14 protein-coding genes, 2 tRNA genes and 1 pseudogene are annotated in these 19,081 nt (G+C 59.2%); 6 read left to right on the top strand and 11 right to left on the bottom strand.

Annotation, left to right across the window (positions count from 1 at the left end; all coding sequences use genetic code 11):
* Nucleotides 1–311: 311 nt before the first annotated feature.
* The 7 genes from cysB to ectA all read right to left on the bottom strand — a co-directional run bounded on the left by cysB (nt 312) and on the right by ectA (nt 8,427).
* A complete protein-coding gene (gene cysB, locus CMG77_RS08360) occupies nt 312–1,286 on the bottom strand; it encodes an HTH-type transcriptional regulator CysB (RefSeq protein ID WP_024460125.1) in 975 nt (324 codons plus the stop codon).
* Nucleotides 1,287–1,542: 256 nt separating this feature from the next.
* On the bottom strand, nt 1,543–2,451 hold the full coding sequence (locus CMG77_RS08355; protein ID WP_024460124.1) for a 5'-nucleotidase: 909 nt from the start codon (nt 2,449–2,451) through the stop codon (nt 1,543–1,545).
* A 176-nt stretch (nt 2,452–2,627) separates the two neighbouring features.
* Nucleotides 2,628–3,608 (bottom strand): quinone oxidoreductase family protein, encoded by a 981-nt coding sequence (locus tag CMG77_RS08350; protein WP_123637338.1) that lies wholly within the window; start codon nt 3,606–3,608, stop codon nt 2,628–2,630.
* Nucleotides 3,605–5,212 (bottom strand): BCCT family transporter, encoded by a 1,608-nt coding sequence (locus CMG77_RS08345; protein ID WP_286804103.1) that lies wholly within the window; start codon nt 5,210–5,212, stop codon nt 3,605–3,607. Before CMG77_RS08345 ends, CMG77_RS08350 begins: the two co-directional genes overlap by 4 nt.
* A gap of 242 nt (nt 5,213–5,454) precedes the next feature.
* The gene (locus CMG77_RS16170; RefSeq protein WP_502691800.1) at nt 5,455–5,982 is read right to left on the bottom strand and encodes a TPR end-of-group domain-containing protein; all 528 of its coding nucleotides are present in this window, start codon (nt 5,980–5,982) and stop codon (nt 5,455–5,457) included.
* Nucleotides 5,983–6,335: 353 nt separating this feature from the next.
* Nucleotides 6,336–7,772, bottom strand: a complete 1,437-nt coding sequence (locus tag CMG77_RS08335; protein WP_286904080.1) for an aspartate kinase — start codon at nt 7,770–7,772, stop codon at nt 6,336–6,338.
* Between the two features lie 142 nt (nt 7,773–7,914).
* Nucleotides 7,915–8,427 (bottom strand): diaminobutyrate acetyltransferase, encoded by a 513-nt coding sequence (gene ectA, locus CMG77_RS08330; RefSeq protein WP_286904078.1) that lies wholly within the window; start codon nt 8,425–8,427, stop codon nt 7,915–7,917.
* A 257-nt stretch (nt 8,428–8,684) separates the two neighbouring features.
* On the opposite strand from ectA, the gene CMG77_RS08325 reads away from it, so the two are divergent.
* From CMG77_RS08325 to CMG77_RS08310, 4 genes are all read left to right on the top strand, one after another.
* Nucleotides 8,685–9,179, top strand: a complete 495-nt coding sequence (locus tag CMG77_RS08325; RefSeq protein ID WP_286904084.1) for a MarR family winged helix-turn-helix transcriptional regulator — start codon at nt 8,685–8,687, stop codon at nt 9,177–9,179.
* Between the two features lie 281 nt (nt 9,180–9,460).
* On the top strand, nt 9,461–10,006 hold the full coding sequence (gene pgsA, locus CMG77_RS08320; protein WP_286904076.1) for a CDP-diacylglycerol--glycerol-3-phosphate 3-phosphatidyltransferase: 546 nt from the start codon (nt 9,461–9,463) through the stop codon (nt 10,004–10,006).
* A 376-nt stretch (nt 10,007–10,382) separates the two neighbouring features.
* Nucleotides 10,383–10,456, top strand: a tRNA-Cys gene (locus CMG77_RS08315).
* A 32-nt stretch (nt 10,457–10,488) separates the two neighbouring features.
* Nucleotides 10,489–10,576: transfer RNA gene (locus tag CMG77_RS08310), tRNA-Leu, on the top strand.
* A 362-nt stretch (nt 10,577–10,938) separates the two neighbouring features.
* On the opposite strand, the pseudogene uvrC reads toward CMG77_RS08310, so the two are convergent.
* The 4 genes and pseudogenes from uvrC to uvrB all read right to left on the bottom strand — a co-directional run.
* Nucleotides 10,939–12,762, bottom strand: a pseudogene (gene uvrC, locus CMG77_RS08305) (excinuclease ABC subunit UvrC); the annotation flags it as partial.
* 191 nt (nt 12,763–12,953) lie between these two features.
* Nucleotides 12,954–13,607 carry a response regulator gene (locus CMG77_RS08300; RefSeq protein WP_024460115.1) on the bottom strand — a complete coding sequence of 218 codons (654 nt, stop codon included), beginning with the start codon at nt 13,605–13,607 and terminating at the stop codon, nt 12,954–12,956.
* 361 nt (nt 13,608–13,968) lie between these two features.
* Nucleotides 13,969–14,619: an alpha-ketoglutarate-dependent dioxygenase AlkB family protein gene (locus CMG77_RS08295; RefSeq protein ID WP_286805726.1), complete on the bottom strand. Its 651-nt coding sequence runs from the start codon at nt 14,617–14,619 to the stop codon at nt 13,969–13,971.
* A 1-nt stretch (nt 14,620) separates the two neighbouring features.
* Nucleotides 14,621–16,624 carry an excinuclease ABC subunit UvrB gene (gene uvrB / locus CMG77_RS08290; RefSeq protein WP_286904071.1) on the bottom strand — a complete coding sequence of 668 codons (2,004 nt, stop codon included), beginning with the start codon at nt 16,622–16,624 and terminating at the stop codon, nt 14,621–14,623.
* Nucleotides 16,625–16,679: 55 nt separating this feature from the next.
* Between uvrB and CMG77_RS08285 the strand changes: the two genes are divergently transcribed.
* On the top strand, nt 16,680–17,528 hold the full coding sequence (locus tag CMG77_RS08285) for a fructosamine kinase family protein (RefSeq protein WP_286904069.1): 849 nt from the start codon (nt 16,680–16,682) through the stop codon (nt 17,526–17,528).
* Between the two features lie 74 nt (nt 17,529–17,602).
* Nucleotides 17,603–18,985: a class II fumarate hydratase gene (locus CMG77_RS08280; RefSeq protein ID WP_286805731.1), complete on the top strand. Its 1,383-nt coding sequence runs from the start codon at nt 17,603–17,605 to the stop codon at nt 18,983–18,985.
* Nucleotides 18,986–19,081: the final 96 nt, after the last annotated feature.

The following is a 19,081-nucleotide window of genomic DNA, read 5'->3' as shown; positions in this document are numbered from 1 at the left end:
TTTCAAGACACGCCGTGAACCCATCCCTGGGGGCTCGACGCGCGGAGTCCCTCCGCTTACGGTCTTGAAAGGGTATCCCCTCCGCGCCCCTCAGTGCCAATATTACGTTCCAGGAGCTATTTGCCCTCCTGACCGCGACTTGGGTTACGGCGGATGCGGCCTTTGGCCTTATCCGCCCTACGGATAGAATGGAGGTTGCGTAGGGCGGATAAGCGAAGCGCATCCGCCGTTACCCAGGGTGCATTCGGCCCAACGCCTTTGAGCCCGAAGGGCGTCAACCACAAACCGGACGCGATTCACCCACTTACTCACTAATAAGTGGGAAGCTCTATATGGGCAAAAAGCTCCTCCAACTCCGCGCGGGAGTGGCGGTTGTAGGCCTCGTCAATCACATTGCGAGTCAGATGGGGGGCGAAACGCTCAATAAAGTCGTACATGAAACCCCGCAGGAAAGTCCCGCGGCGGAAGCCGATCTTGGTCACACTGCTCTCGAACAGATGGCTCGCATCCAGCGCCACCAGATCTGAATCCAGGCGCTCATCCACCGCCATCTTGGCCACAATACCGATGCCCAGCCCGAGGCGAACATAGGTCTTGATCACATCCGCATCCGCCGCGGTGAACACCACCTTCGGTGCCAGCCCCCGGTTCATAAAGGCTTCATCCAGCTTCGAGCGGCCGGTGAATCCAAACACATAGGTCACGATGGGATACTTGGCGACCGCTTCTAGGGTCAGCGGCTCAACCTGTGCCAGCGGATGCTCGCGCGGCACCACAATGCAGCGGTTCCAGCGGTAGCATGGCATCATCACCAGATCACTGAACAGCTCCATGGCTTCGGTGGCGATGGCAAAATCCACCGTGCCATCGGCGGCCATTTCGGAGATCTGCATGGGTGTTCCCTGATGCATGTGCAGGGACACATCGGGATACTGCTGAATGAAGGACTGAATGACCGGCGGCAAGGCATAGCGCGCCTGGGTGTGAGTAGTGGCAATGGACAGACTGCCCTTGCGCTCGTTGCTGAACTCCTGCGCCACCTGCTTGATGCTGTCGACCTTGCGCAGAATCTCACCGGCGGTTTTCAGAATCGCCTCACCGGCGGGGGTAATGCGGGTCAGGTGTTTGCCGCTGCGGGAGAAGATCTCCACACCCAGCTCGTCTTCCAGCAGGCGTATCTGCTTGCTGATACCCGGCTGAGAGGTGTACAGGCTCTGGGCGGTCGCGGACACATTCAGGTCGTGGTGCGCCACTTCCCAGATATAACGCAGTTGTTGCAGCTTCATAATGTCCTCCGATCGTCCTTCGGACAGTCCCGTGCGCCCCGACACGAAAGACCGTTGAACCCACCCGTCGACTCGAGCACCCAGAGCGCGGTGTTAACAAAAGGACGGTGTTATAAAAATTGCGGTAATTATTCTTTTGTAGAATAGAGCCTCAGAAGCCAAATTGCCAGCCTCTGATCAAAAAATAACCCTCTGCTATAACTTTAGACTATATAGACTCCCGCTGCCGCCTGCAATTGTGCGGCCGACCCGACACTCAACCCTTGGCCTGATTGGCCACGCCATGGGGGACATGGCCACTGGCAACGTGTTCGCTGGCCGACTCGATGTGCTGTTGCTGATCATCAAAGAAGACATCAGCACCGTAGGCTTTGAGGAACTCCCCTTTCGGCAGTCCGCCAAGAAACAGGGACTCATCAATACGCACATTCCAGGCGCGCAGGGTGCGGATGACCCGTTCGTGGGCGGGCGCCGAACGGGCCGTCACCAGGGCCGTGCGGATCGGACAGCGGCTCTCGGTGAACTCGCTCTGTAACCCCTGCAGTGCGGACAGGAACGCCTTGAACGGTCCACCACTCAAGGGGGTTTTAGCAGAGGCTTTCTCGCTCTCGGCGAAGGCACTCAGGCCCTGGCTTTTGAACACCTGCTCCGCCTCATCGGAAAACAGCACCGCATCGCCGTCAAAGGCAAAACGCAGCTCCTCTTCTTGCTCGGACTTGTTCTTGGCGGCGACCAGGGTCGCGGCCGCCACGCCCTGGTTGAGCGCCTGACGCACGTCTTCGCCATCGGTGGAGAGGAACAGGTGGCAGCCGAACGCGGAGATATAGCGGTACGGACTGCTGCCACTGCAGAACGCAGCCCGGGTGATATTGAGACCGTAATGCTCAATGGAGTTGAACACCCGCAGACCGGTATCGGCGCTGTTGCGGGACAGCAGAATCACTTCGACCCGGGGGTCGCCTTCGAGGCTTTCGTTCAGGTGGAGCAGCTTTTGTACCATGGGAAAGGCATCGCCCGGTTTCAGAGGTTCGTCCTCTCGCTCGATCTGATAGTTGGCATAAGCTTCCAGGCCTTCGTTGATGAACACCTGGTGACTCTCATCCAGGTCGAACAGCGCGCGGGACGAAATGGCGATAACCAGTTTGGTGCCGAAGCCTTTGGGCATGTGTTGGGGTCCTGATGGTTGATGATGTTCGAGTTGGGTTGCGGCGGATGCGGGTCATACCGCTGCGCTCGGCCCCTACGCGGACTGCCGTGGTTTCCGTAGGGCGGATAAGCGAAGCGCATCCGCCGTTACCCAACGTAAAGATGCAGCGCGCATCCGCCGCAACCCAATCCGCTTTACGGAATAATAACACTGGCCCCGGTGGTCTGCCGGTTTGCCAGCTCGCGATGCGCCCGAGGCACCTCGTCCAGGCGGTAGGTCTGATTGATATCCACCGTGACCGCACCGGACAGCACCGCCTCAAACCAGAGCCCGGCCAGAGTCTCCAACTCCTCCCGCGTGGTTGCGTAATGCCCCAGCGTGGGTCGGGTGATAAAAAGAGAACCTTTCTGAGCCAGCAGCAAGGGACTGAACTCCGGCACGGCGCCGGAGGCGTTGCCAAAGCTCACCATCAGCCCGCGCCGGGCCAGGCAATCCAGAGAGACATCAAAGGTATCCTTGCCCACCGAGTCATACACCACCGGCACGCCCTTGCCGTCTGTCAGGGCCATAACCCGATCCACCACAGATTCCTCACGGTAACGAATTACCTCCGCACAACCCCGCGCCAGCGCCAGCTTCGCTTTAGCATCAGAACCGACGGTACCAATAACACGTGCCCCCATATGCGATGCCCACTGACAGGCCAGCAGCCCGACACCACCAGCGGCGGCGTGCCACAGCAGGGTTTCCCCGGCTTGAACGGGATGGGTCTGGTGTAACAGATAGGCCGCGGTCAGGCCCTTGAGCAAGGTGGCGGCGGCAACCTCATACTCGACGCCATCCGGCAAGGCCAATAGCCGATCCGCCGCGACGACGTGGGAGTCCGCATAGGCCCCGGGCGGGCCGCTGCAATAGGCCACCCGATCGCCCTTCTTCCAGCCATGGACGTCCGGACCCAGAGCCTCGATCACCCCGGCGGCCTCCAGCCCCAGCCCCGTCGGCAAGTCCAGGGGATACAGGCCCGTGCGGTGGTATATGTCGATAAAGTTCAGGCCGATGGCCTTGTGGCGTACCCTCACCTGCCCCGCACGCGGTTCGGGCACGGGCGTGTGCTCCAGACTCAGGGCGTTTTCATCACCGGGCTGGTGAACCCGGTAGGCACGATGTTCAGTCACTCGTCATCTCCTCGACCTTTGCGATCACTGGGCAGAGAGCCCATGGGTCCCATCGCCGGTGCCTTACCTTCGGCGAGCTCCTCCATAGAATACCCCAGATAGTCCGCATGCAGGGCGCGGGTCAATGAGTAAGCCATGAACACCAGTAGCACACAGAACGGGAAACCCAGCGCAGTAATCACATTCTGGAGCGCCTGCAGTCCGCCCCCCAGCAACAGCGTTGCGGCAACCAACCCCAGGAGCAGGGTCCAGAACACCCGCTGAGCGGTGCGCGAAGGTTGGCTGTCCTTGCGCGACAGCAGGTCCACCACCAGTGCCGCCGAATCGGCGGAGGTGGTCAGAAATACCACAATCACAATCACCGCCAGGGTCGAGATCAGGGTGGCGATCGGAAACTGCTCGAGGAAACTGAAAAGCGCCACGGACACATCCGCCTGCACCTGCCCGGCGATGTCCGTGCCGTGATTCAGATCCAGATCGATGGCGGCCATGCCGAACACGGAAAACCAGACAATGGTAAACAGCAACGGCGCCCCCAGTGCGCCCGCCACAAACTGGCGGATGGTGCGGCCCTTGGAGATCCGGGCGATAAAAATGCCCACGTAGGGTGCCCAGGAGATCGTCCAGGCAAAATAGAACACCGTCCACTGCCGCTGCCAGTTGCCCTCGTTGTAGGCTTCGGTCCAGAAAGCCAGCCAGGGCAGATTGTGCAGGTAGGCACCGATGTTCTGAACGGTACCGGAAACAATAAACAGGGTCGGCCCCGCCACCGCGACGAACAGCAGAATGATCAGGGCTACGACGATGTTGAACTCGGACAACCGCTTGATGCCCCGGTCGAGCCCCAGGGCCACGGACACGGAGGCCACCAGGGTAATGGCAGCCACAATGGCCATTTCCGCGGCCTGCCCTTTGGGCAGGCCGAACAGATAATTCATCCCGGTATTGAGCTGTAGCGTCCCCAGCCCGACCGACACCGCGACCCCAAACAGCGTGCCGAGCAACGCGACAATATCAATGGCCCAGCCGAGCGGGCCGTAGATGCGATCCCCCAGCACCGAGTAGAACACGCTGCTGATGCGCATGGGTAACCCCTGACGATAGGTGAAATACCCGATCGCCAAAGCCGGCAGTGTGAAAATGGTCCAGGTATGCAGCCCGTAATGGTAAAGGGAGATATTCATCGCCAGGCGAGCGGCGTCTTTGGTGCCGCCTTCCACACCTTCAAGCGGCGGGTTGGCGAAGTGGGACATCGGCTCAGCCACGCCCCAGAACATCAGAATGGTACCGATACCGGCCGCGAATAACATGCAGAACCAGGTCAACGTATCGTACTCGGGCCCCTCCCCGTCCGGCCCCAATCGGATCCGGCCATAGCGACTGCTGGCCACCCAGATCAGAAACAACAGCAACCCGCTGACGCTGAGGACGTAGAACCAACCAAAGTTGGTGAAGGTAAAACCGCCCAGCATGTCAAAAAAGCGGGCAAAGGGTTCATTGAAGGGAATCGCGAAGCCGACAAACAGAACGATAATGCCGACGGAGATAAAGAAGATTTGCGGAATCGCACTCAAGTTCAGGCGTTGTGCGAGTTTGTCGAACATCGGAAACTCCTCGGTGGCCTGCTATTGTTTATTGGTTGTGTCGTTTTAATGTATGGCGACGGTGGATGCGGAAGGTTAGGTAACGGCGGATGCGCTTCGCTTATCCGCCCTACGCAAGCTTATGGTGTTTATCGGGGCTTGGTTATGGCGGATGCGGCCTTCGGCCTTATCCGCCCTACGGATAGCTCATCANNCCGCGTAGGGCGGATAAGCGCGAAGCGCGCATCCGCCGTAACGAGAATCTACGACTCCTCTTCCCGAATCCCCAACAANTCCTTGAATGCGGGCATGTCGTGCAANGGGAACAACGCCGGGTCCTGCATCAGGGANTCCCGATANCTNTCCGCNCGGCTCAGTGCNTCNCCCAGGAANTGCACNCCGTCTTCGTAGTGACCCAATGCGGTATGAGCACANGCNANCTGATANAACGCATGGGCATTGTCCGAATCGATCGACAGCGCCTGCTGACACAGATTCACNGCCCACTGNGGTTCGCCCANCTCNAGCACCACATCCGCCTTGTAGGTCAGCGCCTCACAATCCTCGGGCTTCACGGCCAGAATCTGGTCGTAGATGGCGATTTTATTCGCCGGCGTGTGCTCAAGATTGGCGCGCAGCCAGAGTGAATGAATTTCCTGGGTGCGCTCAATCTCCTCGCGGTTAGCATCAATATGCCGGGTTTTCTGGGTCAGCTGTTTCTCGATACCCCGCAGACGCACCTCATAGGCGTTGACCAGCTTGCCCACTTCCTCGTCCGCCAGGCTACTCATTTTTTCTTTCATATCGCGAATGGAGTTCCAGCCCAGCAACACCAGAATCGAACTCACCGCCGCGATCAGATAGAAAAAGTAAGTGACCGTGTTGGTTGCATAGGTCACGCCCCGGTCAATGGACTCGATCTCCCGGTCCACCACCTGCTGAATCAGCTCGGCGCGCTGGTTGGACAGATCGATCCGCAACTGCTTCAGCTCATCGAGCATATAGCGCTCAATGAAGGGGCTGTACATCGGTTCTTCCAGCTTCTCGATTTCTTCGGCCACACGCTGACGTGCCTCGCCATCGGCGTCGCTCTGGGCGAACACCGATACCGAGGCACACAGTAGAAAGAGCGCGGCCAGCCTGATCAGGCTGCGCATATGGCGTCCCCATGGTCGTGGACTTCCACCAGGGCCTTGTGCAGGCTCTTNACGGCTTGATCGTAGTCGTCCTCGTCCACGATAAACTGCATATCCACCTGACGGATCGACTGGTGAATGGCCAGCACACTGATGTTGGCGCTGGACAGTGCCGTTGCCGACTTGGCCAGCATACCGGACACCTTCATATCACTGCCAATGGCGGACACGACCGCCACCTTGCGCACATCCACTTCCGCATCCGGGTACTTCTCTTCCAGCATATTGCGAATACGGTTGACGGTTTTCAGGTTACCGGCAACGTAATGGACAATGGTGTTGGCGTTGATGTCCTTGCTGACCACATGCGCCTTGAAGCGCGAAATCTGATGCAGAATACCGGAATCATACTTNTCGATATTGCCCATCATGTCCTGGTCGAACACCTCAATCGCGTACACACCTTTGCGACCGGCAATGATTTCCGCACAGGGTTTTTCACTGACGTAATCGCCGGTGATCAGGGTGCCGTCGTGATCCGGATCGAAGGTGTTTTTCACCCGCAGTGCGATGCCGTTCTGGCGCAGGCCCTTGGCGGCGCGGGGGTGAATGGCNTCCATCCCCAAATTCGCGAGCTGATCGGCCACATCGTAGTTGGTGCGACCGATGGGCACCACTTTATCCGCGCCGACAAGGCGCGGATCGGCACTGCTCAGGTGGAACTCCTTATGAATGATCGCCTCGTGGGCNCCGGTCAGCACCGCGATNCGGCTGAACGTCATCTCGCTGTAGCCACGGTCAAAGCTGGCCATCAGGCCTTCTTTACAGTGAGTGTAGCCCGTGACAATGGGCAGCTCTTTGGCAAAATCGATGCCNGCAAAGGACTGTTTGATCATGTCATCCAGCGCCAGTGCACCATCCGCTTTCCAGCCGGAGAGATCGACAAACCGGGCGTTGACGCCATCACGCTGGAGCAANTTGGCCATATTCCAGGCNCTGTGGGCTTCGCCAATACTGGCCAACATTTCACGCACGGTGAACAGGTGCGCGTCCAGCTCAAAGTGGCCGTGCTGACACAGGCGCTGCAGATCGGTCAGGCAGCGTTCNGCATCGTCCAGGCGTTCCTTGATATAGGCATCGGCTTCTTTGCGAAGGTCGGTATCGCCAAAATACTGCTTGTTCAGTTCCAGCACGCGCTTGCGCACCTTGTCAAAGGCTTCCATCCAGGGGTCATCGTCATTGGTGCTGGCAAACAGGCCATAGACGCCGGGCTGGCCGTTTTTCTTGTTCTCCAACAGCAGGTCGGTCAGGCCNCCGTAGGCGGAGACCACAAAAATCCGATGGTAGAGGTCCTCGTCTTTCCCGTTTTTCATAACCACATTGTCGCGTACGGCATCGTACTCACTCATTGACGTGCCGCCGATTTTTTCGACTGTGTGTGACATAAGTCCTCCATTCTGAAGCATTGTGCCGATTACCGGGGTGCCGCCCCGCTAACCCGCCTGTTCGATACCTCTACTCATCTCGAGGCACCTTATGGCCGACAGGTCGGCCGGTGTCAGTTTCTATCGGACCGTGTCCGACCAATCAGTGACGACTGGTCTGGAACGGTCCGATGACCAGCAGGTGTTCATCATCGTGCTCGCCACCGAAGTGGGTGTTGCGCTCAAAAAACACTTCGCTGTTCAGNTCAGTATCCAGGTCCCGGGCCAGGCTGCGGAACAGCGCCCAGGACGCCTCGTTGTCCGGAGTGATCGTGGTTTCGATGTAGCGCACCTCCGCGCAGGCTTCACGGCCCAGCAGATGTTTGAGCATCCGTTTGGCCAGACCTTTACCGCGCGCAGCCTCGGCAATCACCACCTGCCAGACAAACAGNGTGTCCGGTTTGTTGGGTTCTACGTAACCGGACACGAAACCGACCAGTTNCTCGCCATCGAATACGGCCACGGCGGTATCGGCGAAGTGAGAGCACTGGAGCAGATTGCAGTAAATGGAATTGGGGTCAAGGGGCGGGCTGGCAGCCACCAGCTGATTCAGGAGGTAGCCGACCTCAGCGGTGGGCTTGCGAAAATCCAGATTGTCACTGGGTGTGTCGGTCATGGTCTGCTCCTTCCCGTTTATAACAACAATATAGGGGTATGATCCCAAACCCGCAAAAAATCAAGGTTTGCCCCGACAATTCGAATGAATTGAAATAGTTAGAGAACTAAATAAAAATCTATAGTACACTAAGCTAAATGATCAGTCCACCCGAACCCATGCAGCCCTTCGGAGACACGCGCATGACCAAAGACGAATCNCACCTGCCTCAGGGCCTGGCTTCCCGCGCCGAACGCAACATGACGGCGCTCAAGTCCATGAGCACCTCGGACAAGATNGAAGAGGTATTGGTTTCGCTGCGTCGGGTCATCCGGGCGACCGACCTGCATTCGAAGAAGCTGGTGAAAACCGCCAGCGTCACGGGGCCACAGTTATTGCTCCTGCAGATCGTNCANGCCAAGGGCGACATGACCATCAGCGAGCTGGCCCGGGATATGAGCCTGAGNCAGGCCACCGTCACCACCATTCTGGACCGNCTGCAGAAGCGGGAGCTGATCGANCGCATCCGCTCGGAAACCGACAAGCGCAAGGTCTACCCCCGTTTGACCGACCACGGCCGAAAAATCCTGGCCTCNGCGCCCACGGCGCTGCAGGACAACTTTGTGGAACGGTTTNGGGAANTGGATGAATGGGAACAGAGCATGATCATCGCCGCCCTGCAGCGCGTGGCGGAAATGATGGACGCCAAAGANATTGATGCCTCGCCCTTCCTGGACGTNGGCGCTCTGGATCGCGCTATCCCTACCCTATAGCTCCCCAGAATCTCAGTAGTCAGTAGGTCGGATTAGCGCGCAGCGCGTAATCCGACACCCCCGGCAGAACCACCACCGCACCAAGAGTCGGATTACGCTACGCTAATCCGACCTACTCAAACCGGTCACCCCGCCTCACGGCCGTATGACCTCCCAACGACACCACAACCGCAACACCCTCACGATTACGCCGACACCAATCCAACCGACGCAACACTGGTCACCCCCGCCTCACGGCTGTATGATTCGCCCAACGACAGAACCAGAGACCGATCTATCCCATGACCCTGGCGAACCAACTGACCCTGATCCGCATTGTTTTCATCCCGCTGTTTGTAGTGGTCTTCTATCTTCCGTTCGGGTGGGCCCACTTCGCCTCCGCCATGATNTTCAGTNTTGCCGCCATCACCGACTGGGCCGATGGCTATGTCGCNCGCAAATACGACCAGTCCACCCCCTTTGGCGCCTTCCTGGACCCGGTGGCGGACAAGCTGATGGTGGTCATCGCCCTGGCCCTTCTGGTTGAGCTGCACGCCACNCCCTGGTTCACCGCNCCGGCNATTGTGATTATCGGCCGGGAGATCGTAATNTCGGCCCTGCGGGANTGGATGGCCGANCTGGGCGAACGCGCCAGNGTCGCGGTGTCCTACATNGGNAANATCAAAACCACNCTGCAGATGACNGCNCTGATTGTCCTGCTGGCCGACCTGCCCTTNGCGCTCTTTTACTGGCTNGGNTACATCACCCTGTACAGCGCCGCNCTACTGACCCTNTGGTCCATGATCCTCTACCTGCGCGCCGCNTGGCCNTTTATGAGGTTGAAATAGNTTGGGNNACGGCGGGTGCCGGGCCANACCGCTGCGCTCGGCCCCTACGCGACCTCGGTGATTGCTGATGGTCCGTGACTTGGGCTACGGCGGATGCGGGTCATACCGCTGCGCTCGGCCCCTACGCAGCCTTCGGTGATCGTTGATGATCCGCGACTTGGGTAACGGCGGATGCGGCCTTCGGCCTTATCCGCCCTACGCATGACTATACCGCTGCGCTCGGCCGTAGGGCGGATAAGCGCGTAGCGCGCATCCGCCGTTACCCAACCCGCAATCTTGGTCAAATATCAACCAACACAAAAAATTCCCGGATAACCCACGGAAACCCCTAGGATTTTTTCGGCGATTCCTTTAGAATTCGCTCCTCTTCAAGCAAGGCGCGATAGCAAAGCGGTTATGCCCCGGATTGCAAATCCGGTTAGGCCGGTTCGACTCCGGCTCGCGCCTCCAACTTTCCCTTCTTGATGCCGCTCAGTTTTTAAGCCCGGGTGGTGGAATTGGTAGACACAGCAGACTTAAAATCTGCCGACTATTGCAGTCGTGCCGGTTCAATTCCGGCTCCGGGCACCACCTAGACTGGTAGACGCTGTACAGGATGTACGAGTGCCGTGAAGGGCAGGACGCCCGAGAACGGCCACACAAGACTTAAAATCTTGAGATCGTAAGATCGTGCGGGTTCAAGTCCCGCTCCCGGCACCATTTATTCTCGCGGAATTAGTAGCACTCTGACGTCGGATTACGCGATGCGGTGGACCGATCCGACCTACATCAATCGATGGTCAAAAGTAGCACTGAGGTTCGGCGCGGGGTATACCGCTTCGAGACTCTCTGAGGCATGGATGCCGATGAGAAGCCCCCATGGATGGGTTCACGGCGGGTCGCGAAGCGGTATACCCCGGGCCGAACCGGACGTCATATAACCACCATNACCCATGAAAATGGCCGTAAATNTCCTCCGCCAGGCGTTTGCTGATNCCCGGNACCTTGGNNAGATCCGCCACNCTGGCCTTCTGNACCTCCTGNAGCCCNCCAAAATGACGCAACANCTCCCGACGGCGGCCGGCACCCACCCCNGGNACCCCCTCCAGACTGGACGTGCGCCGCTTCTTGTCCCGNCGCTGGCGATGNCCGGTAATCGCAAACCGGTGCGCCTCATCGCGAATATGCTGTAGCAAATGCAGCGCCGGCGAATCGCTCGACATCACAATCTCTTTACCGCTCTCCGCCCAATACANCGTCTCGAANCCCGCCTTGCGCGTNGTNCCTTTGGCCACACCCAGNAACNGGACATTGTTCACACCCAGCTCCGCCAGTACNGCCTCGGCCTTACCGAGCTGACCTTTACCGCCATCAATAATCAGAATATCCGGCAGCTTGCCCTCGCCTTTCTGCAACCGGGTATAGCGCCNCTGCAGCGCCTGCTCCATGGCCGCGTAGTCGTCACCGGGGGTGATNCCGTCAATATTGAAGCGGCGATAATCGGACTTCAGCGGACCGTTGGTATCNAACACCACACAGGACGCCTGGGTCAGCTCACCGCTGCTGTGACTGATATCGAAACACTCCAATCGCTGGGGCATCTCGTCCAGACCCAACGCATCCTGCAGGGCAATAAAGCGGTCCATACTGTTCTTNCGNCTNTTNACCCGGCTNGTGAGATTCTGCTGGGCNGCNGTGGTNGCCATTTGCACCCACTGNGANCGATGGGTGCGCACCTTGTCNGTNACNGTCACCTGNCGNNNCGANGCNCTCTTNAGCGCCTGGGCAATCANCTCNGCCTCNGCCACCGGGTGGCTGGTGATAATTTCCCGGGGNATTTCCCGGCCCTCGCTCGCCAGATAAAACTGNGGCAGGAATTCGGTCAGGACATCGGATTCTGAATCCGCCAGTGTCGCCTGCGGATAGTAGCTGCGACTGCCCAGAATNCTCCCCTGGCGAACAAACAACACATGCACGCAGATCAACCCCGCCTGCAGCACGGCGGCCACCACATCCAGATCGCCATANCCCTCTTCNATCAGNTTNTGGGACTGAATGGAGCGCAGCGCGGTGATCTGATCNCGCAGCGCCGCCGCCCGCTCAAACTCCAGCGCCTGGGACGCGGCGTCCATCTGGTCCGCCANCTCCTTCATCAGGGTGTCACTNTCCCCGCTCAAAAACATGCGGGTGTGGCGCACATCGTCGGCGTAGTCTTCCGGGCTGATGTAATCCACACAGGGNGCGGTGCAACGTTTGATCTGGTATTGCAGACAGGGGCGCGAGCGGTTTTTGAACACACTGTCCTCGCACTGNCGCACCTGAAAGGTTTTCTGCAGAAAATTCAGGCTGTCTTTCACCGCCCCAACATTCGGGTAAGGGCCGAAGTAGTGACCGCGCTTTTTCTTGGAGCCCCGATGAAAACTGATGCGCGGAAAGGTCTCGCCACTGGAGAGAAAAATGTAGGGGTAGGACTTATCATCCCGCAACAGAATGTTATAGGGCGGCCGGTGGGATTTGATCAGATTCTGCTCAAGAATCAGCGCTTCGGTTTCGCTCGAGGTGACCGTCACATCGATCTGACGNATTTTCGCCACCAGGGCCACGGTTTTCGGAGACAGGCCGGAGCTGCGGAAGTAGCTGGACAACCGGTTTTTNAGGTTTTTGGCTTTNCCGACGTAGAGCAGCTCACCGCCACCGTCGTACATCTGATAGATGCCCGGTTGTTTGGTGGTGNTGGCNAGGAATTGTTTGTGGTCGAATACATCAGGTGTGTTCATGGGCGGGAAGAATACCACCGGTTGGCGGGGATGTCGTGGTTTGGGTTNCGGCGGATGGTTGCGGCGGATGCCGGTTGGTGTGGTTACGGCGGATGCGCGCTTCGCCCTTATCCGCCCTACACGGACCACGGCAGTGTGCGNAGGGCGGATAAGGCCGAAGGCCGCATCCGCCGCAACCGCCGTAACCAAATCTAAACCACCGCCTCCGGATCCAGGAAATTGTGCTTCACCGCCAACAAGGTCAACTCCACATCGCTATTGATATCGAGCTTCTCGAAAATCCGATACCGATAGCTGTTCACCGTTTTCGGGCTGACACAGAAAATATCGGCAATATCCTGCACCTTCTGGCCATTGGCAATCAGCATGGCGGTCTGCAACTCCCGCTGGGAGAGTTTCTCAAACGGCGAGGACGTGTCCCCTTCTCCGGCAAAATTTTTCAGGGCCAACTGCTGGGCGATGGCGTTACTCATATAAAGGTCACCGCGAATCACCTTGTTGATGGCGTCGGTAATTTCGGTGAATTCGGCCCCCTTGGTGACGTAGCCGACCGCGCCGGCCTGCATCAGTCGGGTGGGATACAGACTGTCATCGCAGGCGGTGACCGCGATGATCTTCACTTCGGGATTGATCTGCCGCAGTTTTTTGGTGGCTTCCAGACCGCCCATACCGGGCATTTTCACATCCATGAGCACAACGTCGGGCACCAGCACCCGTGCCTTGGTGACGGCTTCCTCGCCGCTTTTGGCATCTCCTACTACATCAAAGCCGTCCACGTCAGCCAGCATGCGCACAATGCCCATGCGAACCAGGTCGTGGTCGTCTACTACCAGAATCTTTGTCAACGTTAGCCCCCAACCCAGCTTTTGGTCCTGACACATTCAATTTTTGTTATGGCGTTTTTTTGGCAAAACGTCTGTTATGGGGTTCCTGACACCGGCGTCCGGTGCACTTTAGCGGGGCGTGAGGGAACCGGTCTCACGCTCGGTCCCTCGAGAGTTGTTGTCGATTACATCCATGCGGTAACGATTAGGTCACGGCGGATGCGGGCTTTGCCCTTATCCGCCCTACGCAACCACCGCAGTCTCCGTAGGGCGGATAAGGGCAAAGCCCGCATCCGCCGTTATTGCGCGAGCCACGGCAGCATCCATTGGGCGGATCGGCCCGACAGATCGGAGCGAAGCGCATCCGCAGAATCAGCCCGTATTATAAACCCCCATCACCCGGCCCAAACACCGTTCGGAAGGTCAGATTGATCCTTGGTCCGACGGCTCGGGCGGTTTTCGCCAGTTGGTGCTGCCAGAAATGCTGGGTGGTTCCGGCCATGACCAGCAGCGAACCGCTGGGCAAATCCAGCCGAACCGGCGCGAGATCCTTGCGGGTTTTGTGCCTGAGCGCAAAGCGTCGCTCCGAGCCCAGGCTGAGTGAGGCAATTACCGGGTTGCGACCCAGCTCCGGCTCATCGTCGGCATGCCAGGCCACACTGTCCTGTCCAGTTCTGTAAAGATTGGCCAAGACGCTGTTAAAGGTCAAGCCCTGTCGCCTCTCAAGCTCGCTTTTTATCGCCTCAAGGGTCGGGGTCCAGGGTTCGGGGTCGAACCGGACGCCAGAATAACGATACGGATGACCCGGGTCACCATACCAGACATCCAGACGGGGCACCGGTATCCGTTTTCCGTGCATCTGAATGTGGGTCTGCTGCCAAGCCAATTCAGTGCGCAGTTGGTCGAACAACCGGCGGGTTTCCTCTGGGGTCCACCAGTTGCGATACAGGCGAACATCGCCGTCCTCCCGGATCAATACCTCCGGTTCAGGGTCCGCCACGTCACCAAATAACGAGGTTTGTTGCGCCGCCATATTACAGAGCCCGGTGTTTCAGCTTTTCGATCTGATCCCGCAGGCGGGCAGCCTCTTCGAACTCCAGGTTCTTGGCGGCCTGGTACATGGCCTGCTCCAGCTTGGCCACCGCCTTGAGGGGATCGCCCTCCTGCTCAACCTCGTAGCGGGCTCGCTTCTCCGCGACAGCCTCTTTGCGCTGACGACGGGCGCCGGACCCGGGTACCGGCCCCGCCTCCATAATGTCGGTCACACTCTTGCGAATNCCCATCGGGGTAATGCCGTGNTCCTCNTTGTGGGCCAANTGNTTGGTCCGNCGNCGNTCGGTTTCGTCNATCGCCCGNTGCATGGAGCCNGTGANNCGNTCGGCNTAGAGNATCGCCTTGCCNTGCAGNTTCCGNGCGGCCCGGCCGATGGTCTGGATCANNGANCGCTCGGANCGCAGGAAACCTTCCTTNTCCGCNTCCAGAATGGCCACCAGGGACACTTCNGGCATATCCAGGCCTTCNCGCAGCAGGTTGATGCCCACCANNACATCNAACTCGCCCAGACGCAGGTCGCGAATGATNTCCACCCGCTCNACNGTATCGATNTCCGAATGCAGNTAGCGNACCCGNACNCCGTGNTCGGCGAGGTATTCNGTCAGNTCCTCNGCCATNCGNTTGGTCAGNACNGTNAGCAANACCCGCTCGTCCCGGTCNACCCTCANACGGATTTCGGANAGGGCATCGTCCACCTGNGTNGTGGCNGGCCGCACTTCGATTTCCGGNTCCACCAGACCNGTGGGCCGGACCACCTGCTCCACCACCTGCCCNGCGTGTTCCGCNTCNTANGGCCCCGGNGTGGCCGAGACAAAAATCATCTGCGGNGCCAGCCGCTCCCACTCTTCAAACCGCAGGGGTCGGTTATCCAGTGCCGANGGCAGNCGAAANCCGTANTCCACCAGGGTTTCCTTCCGCGANCGNTCGCCCTTGNACATGGCNCCAATCTGGGGNATGGTCACNTGGGACTCATCCACAATCAGCAGCGCCTCGTTCGGNAGATAGTCAAACAGNGTCGGCGGCGGCAGGCCCGCGTCCCGGCCNGAGAGGTAGCGCGAGTAGTTCTCCACGCCNTTGCAGTAGCCGAGCTCCTGCATCATCTCCAGNTCNTAGCGNGTGCGCTGCTCCAGGCGCTGAGCCTCTACCAGCTTGTCGTTCTCACGCAGCTGTTTCAGGCGTTCTTCCAGCTCCACCTTGATCTGGTCAATGGCCTCCANCATGCGGCTGCGCGGGGTNACGTAGTGGGATTTCGGGTAGATGGTGGCTCGCGCCACCTTGCCCCGCACCTCGCCGGTCAGGGGGTCGAACACGGANATCTGCTCCACNTCNTCGTCAAACAGCTCCACCCGNTAGGCNTCGAANTCGGANTCNGCCGGGAAAATATCGATCACATCGCCNCGCACCCGGTAGGTNCCGCGCTGNAAGTCCATGTCATTGCGGGTGTACTGCAGCTCGGCGAGACGGCGCAGAATCTGGCGCTGATCCACCTGATCACCCCGCACCAGATGNAGCAGCATTTTCAGGTANGAATCCGGGTCACCCAGACCGTAGATGGCCGACACCGTCGCCACCACAATGGCGTCCTTACGCTCCATCANCGCNTTGGTGGCGGACAGGCGCATCTGCTCGATGTGCTCGTTGACCGAGGCGTCTTTCTCGATGAAGGTGTCCGAAGACGGTACATAGGCTTCGGGCTGGTAGTAGTCGTAATAGGAGACGAAGTACTCCACCGCGTTGTTGGGGAAGAACTCCTTGAACTCCCCGTAGAGCTGGGCGGCCAGGGTTTTGTTGTGTGCCATAATCAGGGTCGGCCGCTGGGCCTGGGCTATCACATTGGCCATGGTAAAGGTCTTGCCCGAACCGGTCACACCCAGTAGCGTCTGGTGCGCGAGGCCGGCATCGATGCCTTTGGCCAGCCCGGCAATGGCCGCCGGCTGGTCGCCCGCGGGCTGGTAATCGCTCTGAACCACAAACTGCTTGGACATTGAGACGCCTTTTGTACGATCAAAAGAAACATTGTAACGCATACCCTGGTGGTAAATGATGGACGCCATTAAACATTGGTTAAAAACTGAACTGGACACCGACATCGCCCGTNCGGAGCCACTCTCCGGCGGCGATATCTGCGATACCGTTCGCATCACTACCACGGATGGACGGGACCTGTGCATCAAACAACANNCCACCGCACCGGCGGATTTCTTCCTTGCCGAGGCCGCCGGTCTGGAAGCCCTCCGGGCAACCGATACGCTACGGGTGCCGGAGGTGATCACCGCACAGCCCACGTTTATCGCCCTGGAATACATTNCGCACGGGCGTCCCGGTCCAAATTACTGGCGNGACCTGGGCGAAGGGCTGGCCGCCCTGCACCGCCAACCCGCGCCGCACTTCGGCTTTACCATGGACAACTATTGCGGTCGCACCCCGCAACCCAACCCCGCCACCACTGATGGCCACGCGTTCTTCGCTGAACAGCGCCTGATGTATCAGGGGCGGCTGGCGGAAGCGGCGGGGCTTCTCTCCAGCCGGGAGCTGAACAAGCTGGAAACCCTTTGTCGAAAGCTACCTGAACTGATCCCCGAGCAGGCCCCAGCCCTGATTCACGGTGACCTCTGGGGCGGCAATATCCACTGCGATGAAACGGGGAACCCGGTATTGATCGACCCCGCCNCCCACTGGGGCTGGCCCGANGCCGAGCTGGCGATGACCCGACTGTTCGGCGGCTTCTCCGGTGGCTTCTACGAGCACTATACTCAGATGAATNCNCTCGACTCCGGGTGGCAGGAACGGGTGCCACTGTACAACCTGTACCACCTGCTCAACCACCTGAATCTGTTTGGTGGCGGCTATCANGCACAAGTAAATCAGATAGTTAGTCGATACACTTAAAGTCGTTTATTTAAAGTGAATTATTTTCACGATCCGNCGTATCCCTCAGGGACACCGCTAACAGGAGGCCCCGTATGAAGCAGTACCGTACCGAACAAGACAGCATGGGCGAGGTGCAGGTCCCGGTCAGCGCCCGCTACGGCGCCCAGACCCAGCGGGCCATCAACAACTTCCATATCAGCGGTACCCCCCTGCCCTCGGCCTTCATTCACGCCGTCGCACAGATCAAGAAAGCCGCCGCACAGGCCAATACCGCCCTGGGACTGCTGGAACACCCCCTAGCCGAGGCGATCATCAGTGCCGCCGACGAGGTCATCAAAGGGCACCACGACGACCAGTTTCCCGTGGATGTTTTCCAGACAGGCTCCGGCACCAGCACCAACATGAACGTCAACGAGGTNATTGCGCACCTGGCNAGCGAACGNAGCGGCAAAGCGGTCGGAGCCAATGATCACGTCAATATGAGCCAGAGCAGCAACGACGTCATCCCCACCGCCATTCACCTGAGTGGCGCCCTGGCCCTNAACAACCACCTCCTGCCGGAGCTNAAATTCCTGCACACCACCCTGCTGGACCGGGCCCATGAGCTGGACCAGGTTGTGAAAACCGGTCGGACCCACCTGATGGACGCCATGCCGGTCACCTTTGGGCAAGTGCTGCGGGGCTGGGCCAGCCAGATCGAGAGCAACGAACAGCGCCTGCACCAGAGCCTCGACCAGCTTTGCGCCCTCCCCCAGGGCGGCACCGCGGTCGGCACCGGGGTTAACGCCCATCCGGAGTTCGCCGGCCTCTTCGCCCGGCAACTGAGTGAGAATATCGGCCTGGTCTGCGCACCGGGGGACAACTTCTTTGCGCTCCAGGGGAGCCAGGATGTTGCCGTCGCCGCCTCCGGGCAGCTCAAAACGCTGGCGGTCAGTCTGATGAAAATCGCCAATGACCTGCGCTGGATGAACTCCGGTCCACTGGCCGGTCTGGGGGAGATTGAATTGGAGGCATTGCAGCCCGGGTCGTCCATCATGCCCGGTAAGGTCAACCCGGTGATTCCCGAAGCGGTGGCCATGGCCTGCGCCCAGGTAATGGGCAACGATACCGCCATTACCGTGGCGGGTCAGTCCGGCAATTTTGAGCTCAACGTCATGTTGCCCTTGGTGGCCCACAACCTGCTGTCCAGCATCAAACTGATGGGCAACAGCTGCGAAGTGCTCGCCGAACGCGCCATCGCCAGCTTCACCGTGCGCGAGGAAAACCTTCAGCACGCCCTGGCCCGCAACCCGATTCTGGTGACGGCCCTCAATCCCATTATCGGGTACAACAAGGCGGCGGCCATCGCCAAGAAGGCTTACGCCGAGGGGAGACCCATTATTGACGTGGCGGAGGCGGAGACGGATTTGGGTCGGGAGGAGTTGGAGAAGCTATTGGATCCGGCGAAGCTAACCAAGGGCGGATTACCGGGGTAAATTTGGCCTTGGGATACGGCGGATGCGCCTTCGATTCCGGGGCGTCGGACCGATCCGCCCAACGCGAATTTCGGTGGGTGCGGATGGTTGGGTTGC

Source organism: Marinimicrobium sp. (assembly GCF_002695945.1).
GTDB lineage: Bacteria > Pseudomonadota > Gammaproteobacteria > Pseudomonadales > Cellvibrionaceae > Marinimicrobium > Marinimicrobium koreense.
Note: the sequence above shows the minus strand (reverse complement) of the source record. Positions and strands in the feature narration are given on the sequence as shown.

Excerpts from the sequence above, each read along its gene's own strand:
- cysB (WP_024460125.1), bottom strand. The coding sequence starts at position 1,286 with ATGAAGCTGCAACAACTGCGTTATATCTGGGAAGTGGCGCACCACGAC.
- CMG77_RS08295 (WP_286805726.1), bottom strand. The coding sequence starts at position 14,619 with ATGGCGGCGCAACAAACCTCGTTATTTGGTGACGTGGCGGACCCTGAA.
- CMG77_RS08355 (WP_024460124.1), bottom strand. The coding sequence starts at position 2,451 with ATGCCCAAAGGCTTCGGCACCAAACTGGTTATCGCCATTTCGTCCCGC.
- CMG77_RS08345 (WP_286804103.1), bottom strand. The coding sequence starts at position 5,212 with ATGTTCGACAAACTCGCACAACGCCTGAACTTGAGTGCGATTCCGCAA.